Below are 15,936 nucleotides of genomic sequence, written 5' to 3'. Positions count from 1 at the left end.
CTGAATTTCTCTGTGGTCATGCAACCGCTTAGGATAACTGAGCAACCGATGCTTGTACGGATGATTCATCACAAAATTAACCAGATTGTGACAGACAAAACATTTTACACACGGATTCAGGCACTTGACTGAAACGGTTCAGCTACTATAAAAGCAGATTACGAGAAAAAAAGCATGATGGCAAGCGCCATTAATCACATCGTGAGGCAAAGTTGAATAAAAAAAGAGCGCATTCGCTCAGAAATTGATGCAAATGCGCTTAGAAGGATTTTTTGCTGATTATTTCAGCAGAGATGTCGCTTTGGCAACGACGTTTTCAACAGTGAAACCAAACTCTTTGAACAGAGCATCAGCAGGCGCAGATTCACCGAAGGTAGTCATACCGACGATAGCACCATTAATACCGACGTATTTGAACCAGTAATCAGCAATACCCGCTTCCACCGCAACACGAGCAGAAACCGCCGCTGGCAGTACTGCTTCACGGTATGCGGCGTCTTGCTTGTCGAAAGCATCGGTAGATGGCATGGAAACCACACGAACCTGACGGCCTTCTGCGCTCAGTTGTTCAGCCGCCTGCACGGTCAGTTCAACTTCAGAGCCAGTCGAAATTAGGATCAGTTCAGGCTGACCTGCACAATCTTTCAGAATGTAAGCGCCTTTCTCGATATTCGCCAATTGTTCAGCAGTACGATCCTGCTGTGCCAGATTTTGACGGGAGAAAATCAGAGAAGTAGGGCCATCTTTACGCTCAATCGCATATTTCCACGCGACCGCAGATTCAACTTGGTCACATGGGCGCCATGTGCTCATGTTTGGTGTTACCCGCAGGCTAGCAATCTGCTCAACTGGCTGATGGGTCGGGCCATCTTCACCCAGACCAATAGAGTCATGGGTATATACGAAGATGTTGCGAATCTTCATCAGTGCCGCCATGCGTACTGCGTTACGAGCATATTCCACGAACATCAGGAATGTCGCGCCATAAGGCACAAAGCCGCCATGCAGAGCGATACCATTCATGATGGCAGACATACCGAATTCACGTACACCGTAGTGAATGTAATTACCGTCCTGAACTTCGTTCAGTGGCTTGGAACCAGACCACATAGTCAGGTTACTTGGTGCCAAGTCAGCGGAACCACCCATAAATTCTGGCAGGACTTTACCGAAGGCTTCCAGTGCATTTTGTGATGCCTTACGGCTAGCAATGGAAGCAGGGTTCTGTTGCAGGTTTTCAATGAATGCTTTGGATACAGCTTCCCAGTTCGCTGGCAGTTCACCACGGGTACGACGGGTAAATTCTGCTGCCAGTTCTGGATGGGCTTTTGCATAACCCGCAAATTTTTCATCCCACGCGCTTTCTTTAGTTTTGCCCGCTTCTTGCGCGTTCCAGCCAGCATAAATGTCCTGAGGAACTTCAAACGCAGGATGTTCCCAGCCCAGCGCCTTGCGGGTCGCTTCAATTTCAGCGTCACCCAGTGGAGCGCCGTGACATTCTTCTTTGCCTGCTTTGTTTGGTGCGCCAAAACCGATGATGGTTTTACACATCAACAGAGATGGTTTACCTGTCTCTTTGCGTGCTGTTTCAATCGCTGCCGCAATCGCTGTTGAGTCATGGCCATCTACGCCACGGATAACATGCCAGCCATAGGCTTCAAAACGTGCGGCGGTGTCATCAGTGAACCAGCCTTCTACTTCACCATCAATGGAAATACCATTGTCATCATAGAAAGCAATCAGTTTGCCCAGTTTCAAAGTACCGGCCAAAGAGCAAACTTCATGGGAGATCCCTTCCATCATGCAGCCGTCACCCATGAACACATAAGTGTAGTGATCGACGATATCATGATTTGGGCGGTTAAACTGCGCTGCCAGTGTACGCTCTGCAATCGCAAAACCTACTGCATTGGCGATACCCTGTCCCAATGGGCCAGTGGTGGTTTCTACGCCTGAAGTATAGCCATATTCTGGATGGCCTGGAGTTTTGGAATGCAGTTGACGGAAATTTTTCAAATCGTCAATGGAAACATCATAACCCGTCAGGTGCAACAGGCTGTAAATCAGCATGGAGCCGTGGCCGTTGGATAACACGAAGCGGTCACGATCAGCCCAGTTAGGGTTAGAAGGGTTATGATTCAGATAGTCGCGCCACAGCACCTCGGCAATGTCAGCCATTCCCATTGGGGCGCCAGGATGCCCTGATTTTGCTTTCTGCACAGCATCCATGCTCAAGAAGCGGATAGCATTAGCAAGGGTTTTACGAGTGGTCATTCTTTACTCCAAGTCGGATAAAAGTGTTAGTGAACTAAGAACTAATTTTCGCAGTGCAGCATACAAACCGCAATCATTAATGCCAGATAGGAAAAACTATATTAATTTTCCTTTGGCAACAATTCTTTGATTTACTCCGTTGTTTTCACGCATTCTCAGGCCAATGCACACAACTGAAAGTAAACTTGCGCAACTAGGGAATAATTTTCTACCGTGATTTGCGCAATAGGATAGAAAGTCACGTATTAGACACGATACTCAATAGATTGATCAAGGCCAAAGAGCAGGTTTTTCTGCCAAGTTAGGTTCATGATATAAAAGTAATAATAACTTCTAACTCGAAGCAATTACTGATTCAGAGAACGATAAATTTCATAATTCTCATCATCAAAACAAATAAGATTAACTTGCAATATATTTTGGTTTCTTGTACGACATTTAATCACCATTGACTCCAAACGCAATAATAAATGACAAATTTCAACCCTGCATCGGATTCAATATCCGTTCCAGCCATCATGCTATTGGATTCCATCAATACAAAACGAAATGAGTTTATTAACTTATTCCATGATTGCGTCGAAAGTGATGCTTCTGTCGGCTTTATTGCACCGCTGGGAGCAAACGAAGCGGAACAATATTGGCAAGATGTCGAAACAGACCTGGCATCAGGTCATCGCCTGCTGTTGGTTGCACTGGAGAATGGAAATATCGTGGGTTCAGTGCAACTTTCCCTTTGCAAGAAAAAGAATGGATTGCACCGCGCCGATGTGGAAAAACTGATGGTACACACCAACTACCGCCAGCGCGGGATTGGTAGGATGTTGATGGATGAACTAGAACATCTGGCAAAACGGCATCAACGCAATTTGCTGGTATTGGATACACGCACCAATGATCCTGCTTCAGCGCTGTATCGAAAATGTGGTTTTATTGAAGTTGGGCAAATCCCGAATTTTGCCATTAATTCCAATGGCGAATTTTCAGGAACAACATATTTCTATAAGTTAATTTGAAATTTTTGGTCATTAGCAGATAAAGAAAAAGCCCCGAGTCAAAAACTCAGGGCTTATAAATTCTGGCGGTGCGGACGGGACTCGAACCCGCGACCCCCGGCGTGACAGGCCGGTATTCTAACCAACTGAACTACCGCACCGCATGGTGTTCTGGTTGAGAACGGGTTGGATGATACGGGCCCCAATACAATCCGTCAATCGCTTTTTATAACAAAACGGTGCGTTTGAATAGTTTTTCGCCTCAATAACAAATTTACCTCATCTTGCTACTGCTTTTGTCAATGTAACTGTTCAGGTTTTGAACGCCAAAGACAGCTTCCTCCTTTCTTTTCCACTAGATCCAAGCGGGATTCATGCTGGATTAATTCTTCATCGGAAGCATAGACAACTTTCAGTCCATCCTGGGGTCGGGTAACTTTCTGGATTTCTGCCAGCAGCGTACTGCCTGAAACTTCCCCTTCCATCGAAAAAGCCAACGATGTCTGGCCGCCAGTCATCGCCAGATAGACATCCGCCAAAATCTCGGAATCGAGCAATGCGCCATGGAGAGTACGTTTTGAGTTATCGATATGATAACGGTCGCATAACGCATCAAGGTTATTCCGCTTGCCGGGGAAAAGTTTCCTTGCCAACGTCAGGCTGTCTGTAATGGTACAAAAATCAGCCGTTGGTGGAATATCACGGTTCAGCTTACCGAACTCATAATCCATGAAGCCGATATCGAACGTTGCGTTATGGATAATCAGTTCAGCCCCGCGAATAAACTCAATGAATTCATCGGCAATATCAGCAAATTTCAGTTTATCCTGCAAAAATTCATCACTGATACCGTGAATTTCAAACGCTTCCGGATCAACCAACCGTTCCGGTTTTATATAAATATGAAAATGACGCCCCGTAAGACGACGATTGATGACTTCCACAGCACCAATTTCAATGATGTTGTGCCCCTCATAGTGAACACCTAACTTGTTCATACCGGTTGTTTCGGTATCGAGGACTATTTGGCGGGTAATTGCAGTGCTCATAGTGTTTTTTTGTGTCAGACTTAGAGTTTTGATTAAAGATGATATAGGAAGAGTCTACCAAAGATGAACAAACAGGTAGAAATTTTCACCGATGGTTCTTGCCTCGGCAATCCCGGCCCCGGTGGATATGGCGTTTTACTCCGTTACCAGCAACGCGAAAAAAACCTGAGCGGAGGCTATTTTCGCACGACCAATAACCGCATGGAGTTAATGGCCGCTATTGTCGGGCTGGAAACACTCAAATGCCCCTGCACCGTGATCCTGACAACTGACAGCCAATATGTCCGTCAAGGGATTACCCAGTGGATCCACAACTGGAAAAAACGCGGTTGGAAAAAAGCGGATAAATCCCCCGTCATCAATGTCGATCTCTGGCAGAGACTCGATCAAGCTATCTTACGCCATGAGATTGACTGGCGCTGGGTTAAAGGCCATGCCGGACATCGGGAAAACGAGCTATGTGATGAACTGGCTCGTGCGGCCGCTAACAGCCCTACTCAAGCTGATAGCGGCTATATTGAAAGTGAAAATTAACCTGTTAATTAATCGCGTCGGTGAAAATTTTTCATCGCTCCCAACGCATTACTAAACTTCGGTTTTAATGACCTTGCCCGCATGGGATTTAATGACAAAGGTATTGTCCGCTTGCGGGCAATAATCACATTCAGACAACCAAATATTGATGTAGTAGAGTTATAAAAATTATCCCCACTCTGCCACGGTAAAACATGGAAATTAGCATGATGAATAACTTCATAATTCAGAAGGCGGAGCCAATCCAATTGACGAAACATGGAAAACATTTGGGCTCTACAAGGTTGTTGATGATATATAGGTGAAATCACTTTCCTTAAACCTAATAGACTTATCGGATTAAAACCGCTGAGAATCAACCAACCGTCATCAATCATGATCCTGTCCACTTCTCTCAATAACCAATGAGGATCAACGCTATAACTCAACATATGCGCCAACAGGCAAGCATCAACAGATTTAGCCGCAAAAGGGAGGTAATGAGGATCAGTTATCACATCCATATTTTCCCCTTGTAATCCTATGTTGACTTGATGGCTGACCAAACAGGAACGGCTGTCAATTTCTGTACTTAAATTACCGACTTTCAATAAATGGAAACCAAAAATTTTCGGCCACCACGGTTCCAATTGACGTTCCAGAGCAACGCGGTAATATTCTCCCCATGGTAACTCAGCCCAAAAAGCAGGGGGGGTTATTTGCTTGATTGAACGTGCTGATCGCATGTCATCTTCCTTTCAATCTACTATAAATCTACTACGAAAATGAGGCATATAATGGAGCTTATCAGGATACCTGCCCTTTCAGATAACTACATTTGGTTACTTTGTGATGAAGACAAACATTGTGTCATTATCGACCCCTCTGAATCACAGCCAGTCATTGACATTTTAGCAGCAAATCAACTTGTTCCTGCGGCGATCCTCCTGACACACCATCACTATGATCATGTTGGCGGTGTTCCTGACCTGCTCAGGAAGCATCCCGAATTACCAGTATATGGCCCCGAAGAGACTCAAAGCAAAGGAGCAACCCATATTGTCCATGAACATGACATCATTGAAGTGGGGCGTTTTTCTTTCCGTATCATGGAATTACCAGGTCATACACTTGGCCACATTTCGTTCTATCAAGCTCCCTATCTATTTTGTGGAGATACTCTATTTTCTGGCGGTTGTGGGAGGTTATTTGAAGGTACAGCCGAACAGATGTTTTCTTCTCTTGAAAAAATTTCATCGCTACCTGATGACACGTTGATCTGCTGTGCACACGAATATACGGCGGCAAATATGGTATTTGCAAAGACAGTATTACCTGATAATCAAACTATTCACGGTTATCATCAAAAAATCATTAAGCTACGTGAAAATAATCAGGCAACTGTCCCAACAACTTTACAAACAGAGAAAAAAGTTAATGTTTTCTTAAATTGTCACAATATTGATTTACAAAAAAATATCGGTATCAAACCTAATTCAATACCACTTTCTTCTGTTTTTCAGCAATTAAGGGCTTATAAAGATCAATTTTGATTTTGTTGGGTTGTCTTCTGCGTCATAGGCCAGTATGATCGCTCACCTTTTAGACAAACATCAAAAGAGAACATGAAGACAAAAGCGATCTTATTCGCCTCTGTTCTGCTTGCCGGGTGTCAATCGAGTCTGCAATCAAAGGCTCCTACCTCGCAGCATACACAGAAGATGTCTTCAACGAATCAGAAAACAGACGGTATTGCAGAGCCAGAAGATTCTGCAAACTGGAAGGTAAGTCCGACAGCCCAACAAGATTTGTGGGGACATATCCGTGATGAGTTGAAGATGGACATTCCTGACAACAACAGGGTGAGCGAGCAACAAAACTACTACCTGAAACACAAGAGCTATCTCCAAAATGTGACGTTACGGGCAGAGCCGTACATCTATTGGATAGTTGAGCAGCTTGATAAACGACAAATGCCAATGGAACTGGTACTGCTGCCCATAGTGGAGAGTGCTTTTAATCCTCATGCCACTTCTTATGCTAAAGCGGCTGGTTTATGGCAAATTATCCCAAGTACAGGCCGCCATTATGGTCTGACGCAGGATAAATGGTACGACGCCCGTCGTGATGTTGCGGCATCAACGACTGTCGCACTGGATATGTTTGAACGCCTGAACAAGCGGTTTAATGGAGATTGGTTATTAACCGTCGCCGCTTACAACAGCGGTGAAGGTCGGGTGATGCGTGCGATCAGAGACAATGAAGCAAAGGGAAAACCGACAGATTTCTGGTCATTGTCACTGCCACGGGAAACAATGCACTACGTTCCCAAGATATTGGCGCTAAGTAACATCATTCGCCACAACGAAAAATTTAGTTTCAAACTACCAAAACCTAACAACCAGCAAGCACTGGCTAAAGTTGAAGTAGGGCAACAAATCATGTTGTCACAAGCGGCTGAATTATCTGGATTATCGTTGACATCAATCAGGGCATATAACCCAGGTTATAAACAAGGCATGACTTCCCCTCATGGGCCGCATTACATCATGTTGCCAAGAAAGAACGCTGGTCAGTTTAAAACTTCATTAACTGATAAAGACGTCTTGAAGGATATCCGTCTGTCTGTTACACACAATACCCGCAATCTACAGAAACAAGGCCAATATGCAGTTCGTTCTGGGGATACGCTGTCAGCGATTGCGAAGCGCTTCAATACTACTCACCGCGAATTACAGAGATTGAATAGCTTGAAAACCGCTGATCGGCTCAAAATCGGGCAGGTACTGAAAATCGATAACAGTGGCCCTGTCACCTATCATGTACGCAAAGGTGATTCGTTTTTCAGTATCGCTAAATACCACGGTGTAAATATTAATGATCTGATGAGTTGGAATAAAAGCATCAAAATCAAAGATATGAAACCGGGCATGGCTCTGACGCTCTACCTTAACTAAGTGAGTTTATCCCAGCTAGTATGTGGCTCCCTGTTCTTTTGAATGGGGAGTTATTTTATTGATAATGATGTGAAGTTATAACCTTATTATACAATATACTCAGATGGAGAGTTTCATATATGGCTTGGGAAAAAGTTTATATTGCTATGTAATTCTTCTGATTCTATATATACAGCCGCTGATGCCGCCAGACGGCGTTATCGGGTCCGCCCTTCAAGATGTTATGCCTTTAGATGGTCTCATACATTACTGAACTATAAAATGCCTGATAGTTATCGAGTGCGTATTGTTGAAGGAAATACACGCGTTGTTCTTCCTAATAGCCGGAGATATAATGATTTCACTGGTGTAAATTTTGTTGATTTTGATGATGACTGATTTTTTATATTTTCTGGTACTGATGTAATATCATAATTAAAGTATGATTATCCTATCAATTTTTCGGTATCAAGAAAGAGGTATAAATTGGCATCATTAAAATCAAATACAGATAATTTATCTAATACCTTTACCGAAATAAAAGAATATCTCCTACTCCCCTCTGGACACCAACTAGATGCCACTCCCTATCGCGAACCAGAAAGCCGTGATTACAGTGCCATGCGATTTCAACTGAACGGTAAATCGATCGTTTTTCGTCAAGCTAAAACGACTCCCAATAAATTGGGCCAATTTGTCACTCTCTGGAAAAGGCCTACACCAGATTCAGAAATAATGCCGTTTGAACAAAATGATAAAATTGACTTCTGTTTAATAGCCGCCTTTTCAGAGAATAACAAAGGGATTTTTCTGTTTGACTCACCGACCTTGATGACAAAAGGAATTTTTTCAACTCAATCTAAAGAAGGTAAAAGAGCTTTTCGAGTCTACCCAACATGGGTATCTCCCACTTCAAAACAAGCCATCCAGACACAAAAATGGCAATCTTTGTACTTTATAAATTTCGATAATCAGAAAAATGCCATCAAGGAATTTAATAAAATTATAAAACTTGGATTCGCCTAATATTTTCTTCATTTTAAAAAAACAAAATTTCACAGGATAAAGAGATAATTGGTGCTGCACATTTATCCTTCCCTGATATCGGGCATATTCGCAAAGATGAACAAGAGTATTTTGGTTACCTTACTCAATATCCGGCGTATTCTCCGTGATGCAGCCACGGGCGCGGTATTGCTTCCATGCTCCCTACACCAGTATCACTGCATATTTTAAACACCGCGAATCTGCCACGTTAGTTTGAAAAAGATAACTCAGCCCATTCATTGTGATCTCATCAATCTGCAAGAAATGGACTGAGTGTAAAGTCAATCTAATAATCGTTCCTCGTTATTATGACAACAGGCTGTCTTGAAGTTCACTAAGCTGGTTCTGCAACTGCTGTAACTCCAGCTGTTTTTGCATTTCAGACTGTGATGGCTGGTTTTGCGCATCACGCAGGCGTTTTTCCAATTCAGCGATCTGTTTTTCCATTTTCGCTTTGCCCGCTGCTTTGGTTTTCAATTGACTCAATAGGCCATTTAGCGATTTCTGCAATGCGGCCTGAGAGCGCTTTTTACTTTCCAAACTCACCTTACCCGCTTTTTTCTCACGCTCAATCGCTCCATAAACAGCGTTGAACTCTTTGTTCAATGCTTGTTCGTGTTGTAGTTCTTTTTCTTTTTCCACAACACGCTGATCCCAATTGCCTGAGTAATTGCAGTTAAATTTCGCAATGATACTCATATCACCCAGTGTCGGATCACAATCTTTTGCGTTTGTCACACAGCCTGTCAGTGCCATACTGGCGGCTAACATGACTAAACCACGCATCATTAATCCACGCATAAGAACTCCTTATCAGCTAACTTTAATTGCGGTACGTTGTTCATAAAGGCTGTCGAGCTCTTGTTGTAACGTGCCAATGTTTTTGCGCATCTGAACGATTTGTTTATCCAGATCTTTAGTGCGAACTTTGTTGCTTGCCATCATAGAAGAAACTTCCTCCCACTGCTTTTCATGCCCCTGCATTTCTTTGATGGTATTGCGCAGATAGGCAATATTGGCATCAAGACCTTTCAGTTCTTTTTGCATTTGGTCTTTTTTCACCGCCTTCGCGGCGATATCTTTCTTGATCTTCGCCAGAGTACGTTTATCCGCCGCAATAACCTCTTTGGCGGCGGCCGTTACGTTCTGAATACGCTGGTTTTCTACTTTAACATCGTTAATTGAAGCTGCCAGGAGCTGTTCTTTAGTAGCATATTTTTTACGCTGGCTATCCAAATAAGCATTAGCTCCCACTCCGACACCACAACCCAAAACAGCAGCGGCAGCAATACATATTGCTTGATGGTCACCATTAACAAGCATACAAGCCAGAGCCCCTGCCGCCGCACCTGCTGCACACGCTTGCCAGCCCGATTTGTTAAAAAATTCAACGTCCTTATTCTGAGTCAAACGAGAATCCACTCCCCCCGTCTGTGCTGAAGGGCCTTGCGGGTTTTGACAAGCAACCAGCAAAAAAATCATGCAGAAAGAAATCATAGAGCGAATAGATTTCAGTACCATTTCTTAATATCCTTTTTTCAATAAAAGTCATTCATTGTTATTAATTATTTTTCTTACATGCATCCAACCAACTGTCTCTGGCGACTTTCCCGTTTTTCCAATACCCCTGAAGATTGTCCCAGTAAGTATTGAGATAACGGTTCAGATTCGTTTTTCCACGTGCCGACATCTGCTGCTGGACAACACGAATTTGTGGCGCGATAAGCTCCACATTATAAGTTATGCCCATATCCACCAAGGTATCGGCATAATAATTAACAATAAAATTGAGCGTTTTTTTATGCTGATCGAGCTGTGTTTGACGACGGGAGCAATTTGCATCCAGCTCACTGCCTGCCTTACAGGTTTTCTCATACAAACCTGTCAACCGATCATAAAACTCACCATCATCCTTTAATTTGGTGCATAAGAACGCCCCAAGTTGCAGAGAAGTGCGTATCGCCTGATCGCGCTGTTCATCACGCAGTTGTGCATTCGCCCGTAGGTCAGCACGCAATCGTTCCAACTGTTTCTTCACTGCCGTATCCTGCACCTGAGCTGAAATATTACTCAAGTTATCAATGGAGTCAGCCGCTTTTTTCTCTTTGGCCTGCGCATTATCTGTGCCTAATGCTTTCCACTCTTTAGCAATCTCTTTGATGCGATCGCGTGAAGTCAATGTCGGAGAAACCAGTACTAAACGGAAGCCAATGATTTTATTTTTATTATCACTCTGCCCGGAATAATAAGGTTCTTCGCCACGTAGAGAGCTACGTATATCGCTTTGCGGCGTCAGGAAATTTCCTCCCCTAACGATATAGCCGCCCGCTTTACCATGCTGACGATCCAATTTATTTAAGCGGAAAGGTTCAAACATCATTTCGGACGCGTTACCCAGCATATCGTGCAGCCCCAACGGATTCGGTTTAAGCAATCCAGTAAGCTGAAGTTTTCCATTGGAAGATTGAGAACCCGCGAACCAAGCGTAACTGGTCAGCCCTTCTGGCATCGGGAAACGCTGGTCGCGAAATTCTGCCGTGGAAACCGCTAAACCACCACGAGCAGCAAATTCCCATTCAGTTTCCGTTGGCAGACGCAAGAAACCGGATTTACCATCTTCAATTGGCAACGCTTTAGGCTGATTCTTCAGCAACCAAAGATTATATTGATTTGCCAGATTCATCGCATCCACCCAGCCAATATTTACTTTGGGCAAACGCAGTTTCATATTTGGTGTTGAACAGTTACCCGTAAGCGCTTGGTATTGCAAATCCGTCAACTCGTACTTCGCCATCAGGAAGTAACGCCCCTTGCCGGTTTTACCTTCCGCGAAACTCCCCGCAATATGTTCAGCTCGCGCTTGCTCCAAATAACCCCACTCGTCATTGCCTTCCACACCCAGAGTAATGCTGTAATCCTGCAATGGCTGGCTAAGGGGAACGGAGACTTTACGAAACGCCATCGCACCGCCACAAGGCATAGGCAATATCACATCATCCGCCAGTGGCTTGGGGTTGTAGTATTTCTCTTCCCAATTTGTATTGGCAGCATTGGCAGAAAGTGAAAACGTTCCAAGCAAGAGCCCTGACAATGCCATACTCACACAATAATTAAATCTCACGTAAACTCTCCGCAGGTTCAATTTTCAACGCACGTAAGGCTCCCACCGCAGCAACGCCGAGCGCTACGGCTAAAACAGTCAATAATGCCACAATCAGATGCAAGGGTTCCAAATGACAAACAAATGCCGTTTCAGGTAATGAAGCCCCCAACGCACTGTTAAATAACTGGCTGGCAAAAAAATAGAGCAACAAACCCACGCCCCAAGCGCTACCCGTGAGGAACAAAGCCTGAATCAAGATAAACAGCACAACAGCTTCACGGCGGAAGCCCAATAACCTGAGCACTGCCATATCTTTTCTTTTGCGGTCGATATTTGCCATAAAAGCGCCCACCAGCGATGCGATACAACCGATGGCAGATATCCAGGCGATAACGGTAAAAATCAGGCCAAGTACATGATCAATGGCGCGTACAGATTCAATCTGTGCCTGTTGGGTTACAGTTTCAATATTTTGCTGCTGTAACCAGTCCGCTAGAGCCTCGACGGTATCTATGTTGCTGGCATATAACCGCGCTTTTGCAAAAGAGGTGCGTTCACGAGCAGGCTTTCCGTCATGTGCATTGACATTATGTTCATTGACATTATGTGTATTAAATAGTGCCACCTGATAACCATCACGGTAATCTTCCATGGCAACTAAAAGAGGCAGGGTGACGAAAGCGGCAGGGCGGGAGAATTTTGCTCCGTCAATGACATCAATGACGGTCAATGTATGTTGTGCACGTTCGTTCAGCCCATCCCGTTTACGGGCAATCACTAAACGCAGGTTATCCCCAACTTTCACCTGTAAACGTTCTGCTGCATTGGCACTGAGCACCACCTGCTGGGCATTTTGTGGGATCCGAGCGTTAATCAATAAAGGATCATGTAAGGCAGTAGGGATAACTTCAGCATTACTGACAAAATGCTGGTTATTTCTTACCAGATCGGCCTGAGTATTCAAAGAACGCGTCAATGGGATGACAAAACTAACATCGGGGCGCTCCGCAAGCTGCATCAACCAAGTATGATCATAGTTACCGTTGCCCAGCATGCGAACTTCCCGCGTGCGTGGATCATCTAACAGCGTATGGCGAAGCTGGTGAACGATGCCATTTTTCAGGCCAAACAATAGTAAAAGGGGAGTGATTACTGCAATCAACGAAAAGATGATGCAGAGCGCGACCTTGCGATCGTAAACCAAATCCGCCAGCGCCATTCGAGGCAAAAGCCAGCGAGACGGCCGTGCAACGGCACCATTAACCGATTGTGAAGACACTTTGTTTTCCATCCACTTTCGCAGCATAACGTTTCAGACCAAAATCCGTGACCCGCTGCCAATCGTGACTCACAATAATAGCCACTAAACTGAGTGAGTTTACCATCTCAACTATTAGGCTAAAAAGCATCTCTGCATTGTGAGGATCCAGGGCTGCTGTCGGCTCGTCCGCCAATAACAGTTGGGGCTGATGGGCAATGGCACGGGCAAAGGCTACACGCTGACGCTCCCCAATCGAAAGTTGAGAAGGCATTTTCTTCATTAATCCCTCAATTTTCAGGCGTGAAATGGCGGTATCCAACCACGCGGATCCAGCCACCAGCCCTGCTATCTTACGAGGCAATTGAATATTTTGTTCCACTGAGAGCCAAGGGAGCAATCCGCCATGTTGCAAAACAAAGCCAAGATCTTTCGCCCGTACTTCAGCAAGTTGACGTTCCTCCCCTGTCAGAATCGGCGTGGCAATATCACGGGGCGGCGTCCCCAATTGATAGCACGCCAAATGATCGGGTTGCAATATTCCCCCGATCATTTCCAGTAAAGTGCTTTTACCACAACCACTAGGCCCCGTTAATGCTGCCACCTCCCCCACATCAAGCGACAGCGATGGCAAGCTGACGGTAAGCCCTTGTTCTGCCTGCCCACGCTGTATCTGCATCGACTCAATGTGCAGCATCATGGGAGATTTTCCAGTGGCACAGGATAGACGTTATCGCGTGGATCGCTATCCGGTGCCAATGAAATCCAGCGGTCTACATCTTCGTTATAACGCTGGTAATAATTGAGTTTGATATTCAGACGTCGGATAAAACGTTCCTGCTCCAATCCATCCCAGCTTTTCCACGTTTCTTCATCTAAGCTCAACACTTCGCTCAGATAAGGCAAGCCTTCGATATATTCACCAAGCAGCCCCATTTCACCAAGTTTGGTAGCCTGCTTGTTTTTCGCCTGTTTCGGATCATTCCCCATGGTCGCCGCCAGAGAACGCAAGCTGGCAAACATATCATCCGGCGAAATTAAACCTTCATTAGCCGCATTCACGATCTTTTTCATGACTTCACTCAGATCGCTTAATTCGCTCTTGGTCAGCAACACCTTGACTTCTGTAGCTGGAATATTCTGGTTCACCAAATCACGGTCACTGATCCAAGATTTAAATACGGGTGGCGCTTGGGTTCCCTGTTTGTCGCCGAGATACGCCAACCGCATAGCGTGCCCCAACAAGGCAGCATCACGTAGCAAAGGCTCCTGCGGTGACGGCTCTTTTCCCCCCGCATCTTTTTTTCCCGCATAGGAAGAATAAGATTCGTCAGCACCCAGTGCGCTACCAACCGTTTCTTTTCCGCTCCACGCCATTTTAATCTGTCCAGTAATGGCGTTGGCAAGACTATCAACTATCGCACCGAAGCTATTCACATCACCAGAATTAATCGGGTAGTACAGCGGCTTATGCAGGAAAGAGTTAAGCGTCAATTCACGATACTGACTCTCTGCGGAAGCATGGTTTTTGCGCCCTGCCGGCGTTTTTAGATGGAGTGTATAGAGTGCTACACCGCGATAGGTGGCTTCCAAACGTACCTGTGTGGCATCCAACTGAGTGGTAGATAATTTATCATCCCCTTCCAGTGCACCTGCATCGGTCACGAGGATCACATAACGCGCACCAAATTTTGTCCAGTCCACTTTATCCAGCGCCGTCATAACACCAGCATAAGCATCTTCATTTACTTTACTACTGGAAACCTTGGCTTGCTTGAGATCGCGAACTTTTGCCAGAAAATCTTTCCCATCTTTAACCGTATTGGGATCAACATACATTTTGCTGTCATATTCCAAACCGGGAACCGCTGTAACGTTTGAGCGATAAGCGACAAGGCCAAATTTCACCTGACCGAGTAAATTCTCTTTTTCAATGCGCTGATAAATTTTCTCAATCGCCTGCTTAGTACGATCAATATAAGGCCCCATAGAAATGGTGGAATCAATCACAAATACCACCGATGCCGAGAACCCTTTCATCATGTTTTTCTCTTTATCGGAAGAAGTGCTTTTAGCGGAAGAAATGCTTTTAGTGGAAGAAGTATTTTTGGCAGAAAACGTGTTGGCGTCCTTATTTTGTCCCGATTTAGCAACTTTACTGGCTTCACTCACGGACGCAACATTGAGTACCCGTACCTGATAGCCAGTGTCAGTAAAAATATCATCGGAATCCAACACGGGCAGCAGATAAAAATTCTTGTGCTGATCAATCATGTAATCTGGTTCACGTGCCAGTACAGAAGGTACGGTCTTGCCCGTTTTCAGCTCACCCAATAATGGCTGCAATTGCGTTGCCGGATTTGGACTGTTCAGGATCTTTTCCACATCCGTTTTGGCGCGGAAAAACAGCATCGGGTTGCGACCAGAAGGGTTGGTAAACGCCAAAGTCAGCTGCATTTTCCAATCTACGGTACAGTTAGCTTTCATCCAGCCACGAGGATGACCATGGCTATCAGGGCCAACCCGTAACCATTCTTCGTTACCTTGCTGCTGGCGTTGATAGACGTAAAAACGACTAAAGGCAGGTTGTTCCTTGCCTTTTTCACCGACCTTTGCCGATAGTTCGCAACCGGGATAAGTCAGCACACGCTGGTAGAGCATGTGTTTCCCTTCCTGTAACAGCGGTTTTTGTGCTGCCGCCTCAGCCGATACCATCAACGCCAGGGCAGGAAAACCCGCCATCAGCCAGTTAAGATATTTC

The 15,936-nt window shown here is 44.9% G+C and carries 13 protein-coding genes, 1 tRNA gene and 1 pseudogene; 5 read left to right on the top strand and 10 right to left on the bottom strand.

The genetic code is table 11. The features are described from left to right. Nucleotides 1-279 precede the first annotated feature (279 nt). Nucleotides 280-2,274 carry a transketolase gene (gene tkt, locus H8A87_RS12940; RefSeq protein ID WP_198690361.1) on the bottom strand — a complete coding sequence of 665 codons (1,995 nt, stop codon included), beginning with the start codon at nt 2,272-2,274 and terminating at the stop codon, nt 280-282. A 470-nt stretch (nt 2,275-2,744) separates the two neighbouring features. Here tkt and H8A87_RS12935 point away from each other — a divergent pair, with 470 nt between their 5' ends. Next, entirely contained in the window at nt 2,745-3,290 is a 546-nt protein-coding gene (locus H8A87_RS12935) for a GNAT family N-acetyltransferase (protein ID WP_232370234.1), read from the top strand. Between the two features lie 63 nt (nt 3,291-3,353). Here H8A87_RS12935 and H8A87_RS12930 read toward each other — a convergent pair. Both H8A87_RS12930 and dnaQ read right to left on the bottom strand, forming a co-directional pair. After that, a tRNA-Asp gene (locus H8A87_RS12930) sits at nt 3,354-3,430 on the bottom strand. Between the two features lie 138 nt (nt 3,431-3,568). Continuing rightward, a complete protein-coding gene (dnaQ, locus tag H8A87_RS12925; RefSeq protein ID WP_198690360.1) occupies nt 3,569-4,318 on the bottom strand; it encodes a DNA polymerase III subunit epsilon in 750 nt (249 codons plus the stop codon). Here dnaQ and rnhA point away from each other — a divergent pair. Next, nucleotides 4,266-4,852 (top strand): annotated as a pseudogene (gene rnhA, locus H8A87_RS12920) (ribonuclease HI). The gene dnaQ and the pseudogene rnhA sit on opposite strands and share 53 nt — an antisense overlap. Before the next feature lie 8 nt (nt 4,853-4,860). On the opposite strand, the gene H8A87_RS12915 reads toward rnhA, so the two are convergent. Further along, on the bottom strand, nt 4,861-5,577 hold the full coding sequence (locus H8A87_RS12915; RefSeq protein WP_198690358.1) for a class I SAM-dependent methyltransferase: 717 nt from the start codon (nt 5,575-5,577) through the stop codon (nt 4,861-4,863). Between the two features lie 51 nt (nt 5,578-5,628). On the opposite strand from H8A87_RS12915, the gene gloB reads away from it, so the two are divergent. The 3 genes from gloB (at nt 5,629) to H8A87_RS12900 (ending at nt 8,793) form a co-directional block, all read left to right on the top strand. Continuing rightward, the gene (gloB, locus tag H8A87_RS12910; RefSeq protein ID WP_198690357.1) at nt 5,629-6,384 is read left to right on the top strand and encodes a hydroxyacylglutathione hydrolase; all 756 of its coding nucleotides are present in this window, start codon (nt 5,629-5,631) and stop codon (nt 6,382-6,384) included. 72 nt (nt 6,385-6,456) lie between these two features. Next, complete coding sequence (gene mltD, locus H8A87_RS12905; protein WP_198690356.1) at nt 6,457-7,788, top strand: murein transglycosylase D; 1,332 nt, start codon at nt 6,457-6,459, stop codon at nt 7,786-7,788. A gap of 465 nt (nt 7,789-8,253) precedes the next feature. After that, the gene (locus H8A87_RS12900; RefSeq protein WP_198690355.1) at nt 8,254-8,793 is read left to right on the top strand and encodes a MepB family protein; all 540 of its coding nucleotides are present in this window, start codon (nt 8,254-8,256) and stop codon (nt 8,791-8,793) included. A 327-nt stretch (nt 8,794-9,120) separates the two neighbouring features. Here H8A87_RS12900 and H8A87_RS12895 read toward each other — a convergent pair whose 3' ends face one another. From H8A87_RS12895 to H8A87_RS12870, 6 genes are read right to left on the bottom strand one after another with little or no spacing between them, the layout of a single operon-like run. Then, nucleotides 9,121-9,615, bottom strand: coding sequence for a hypothetical protein (locus H8A87_RS12895; protein WP_232370233.1), 495 nt, complete (start codon nt 9,613-9,615; stop codon nt 9,121-9,123). A 12-nt stretch (nt 9,616-9,627) separates the two neighbouring features. Then, on the bottom strand, nt 9,628-10,335 hold the full coding sequence (locus H8A87_RS12890) for a coiled-coil domain-containing protein (protein ID WP_198690354.1): 708 nt from the start codon (nt 10,333-10,335) through the stop codon (nt 9,628-9,630). Nucleotides 10,336-10,375: 40 nt separating this feature from the next. Continuing rightward, on the bottom strand, nt 10,376-11,935 hold the full coding sequence (locus tag H8A87_RS12885) for an SUMF1/EgtB/PvdO family nonheme iron enzyme (protein ID WP_332460368.1): 1,560 nt from the start codon (nt 11,933-11,935) through the stop codon (nt 10,376-10,378). After that, nucleotides 11,925-13,196 (bottom strand): ABC transporter permease, encoded by a 1,272-nt coding sequence (locus H8A87_RS12880; protein WP_332460367.1) that lies wholly within the window; start codon nt 13,194-13,196, stop codon nt 11,925-11,927. Before H8A87_RS12880 ends, H8A87_RS12885 begins: the two co-directional genes overlap by 11 nt. Beyond that, entirely contained in the window at nt 13,177-13,875 is a 699-nt protein-coding gene (locus tag H8A87_RS12875; protein WP_232370232.1) for an ABC transporter ATP-binding protein, read from the bottom strand. Before H8A87_RS12875 ends, H8A87_RS12880 begins: the two co-directional genes overlap by 20 nt. Next, nucleotides 13,872-15,917: a vWA domain-containing protein gene (locus H8A87_RS12870; protein ID WP_408646918.1), complete on the bottom strand. Its 2,046-nt coding sequence runs from the start codon at nt 15,915-15,917 to the stop codon at nt 13,872-13,874. Before H8A87_RS12870 ends, H8A87_RS12875 begins: the two co-directional genes overlap by 4 nt. Nucleotides 15,918-15,936: the final 19 nt, after the last annotated feature.

The sequence above is a fragment of the Xenorhabdus lircayensis genome (assembly GCF_016306625.1).
Classification (GTDB): domain Bacteria; phylum Pseudomonadota; class Gammaproteobacteria; order Enterobacterales; family Enterobacteriaceae; genus Xenorhabdus; species Xenorhabdus lircayensis.
The sequence above is the reverse complement of the archived record's forward strand: the minus strand, read 5'-3'. Positions and strand labels throughout refer to the sequence as shown.

What these genes read in the sequence shown, in the direction of transcription:
- dnaQ (WP_198690360.1), bottom strand. Translation starts at nt 4,318, where the DNA reads ATGAGCACTGCAATTACCCGCCAAATAGTCCTCGATACCGAAACAACC.
- H8A87_RS12870 (WP_408646918.1), bottom strand. Translation starts at nt 15,917, where the DNA reads ATGGCGGGTTTTCCTGCCCTGGCGTTGATGGTATCGGCTGAGGCGGCA.
- mltD (WP_198690356.1), top strand. Translation starts at nt 6,457, where the DNA reads ATGAAGACAAAAGCGATCTTATTCGCCTCTGTTCTGCTTGCCGGGTGT.
- H8A87_RS12890 (WP_198690354.1), bottom strand. Translation starts at nt 10,335, where the DNA reads ATGGTACTGAAATCTATTCGCTCTATGATTTCTTTCTGCATGATTTTT.
- H8A87_RS12935 (WP_232370234.1), top strand. Translation starts at nt 2,745, where the DNA reads ATGACAAATTTCAACCCTGCATCGGATTCAATATCCGTTCCAGCCATC.
- tkt (WP_198690361.1), bottom strand. Translation starts at nt 2,274, where the DNA reads ATGACCACTCGTAAAACCCTTGCTAATGCTATCCGCTTCTTGAGCATG.
- H8A87_RS12915 (WP_198690358.1), bottom strand. Translation starts at nt 5,577, where the DNA reads ATGCGATCAGCACGTTCAATCAAGCAAATAACCCCCCCTGCTTTTTGG.
- H8A87_RS12875 (WP_232370232.1), bottom strand. Translation starts at nt 13,875, where the DNA reads ATGATGCTGCACATTGAGTCGATGCAGATACAGCGTGGGCAGGCAGAA.
- gloB (WP_198690357.1), top strand. Translation starts at nt 5,629, where the DNA reads ATGGAGCTTATCAGGATACCTGCCCTTTCAGATAACTACATTTGGTTA.
- H8A87_RS12895 (WP_232370233.1), bottom strand. Translation starts at nt 9,615, where the DNA reads ATGCGTGGATTAATGATGCGTGGTTTAGTCATGTTAGCCGCCAGTATG.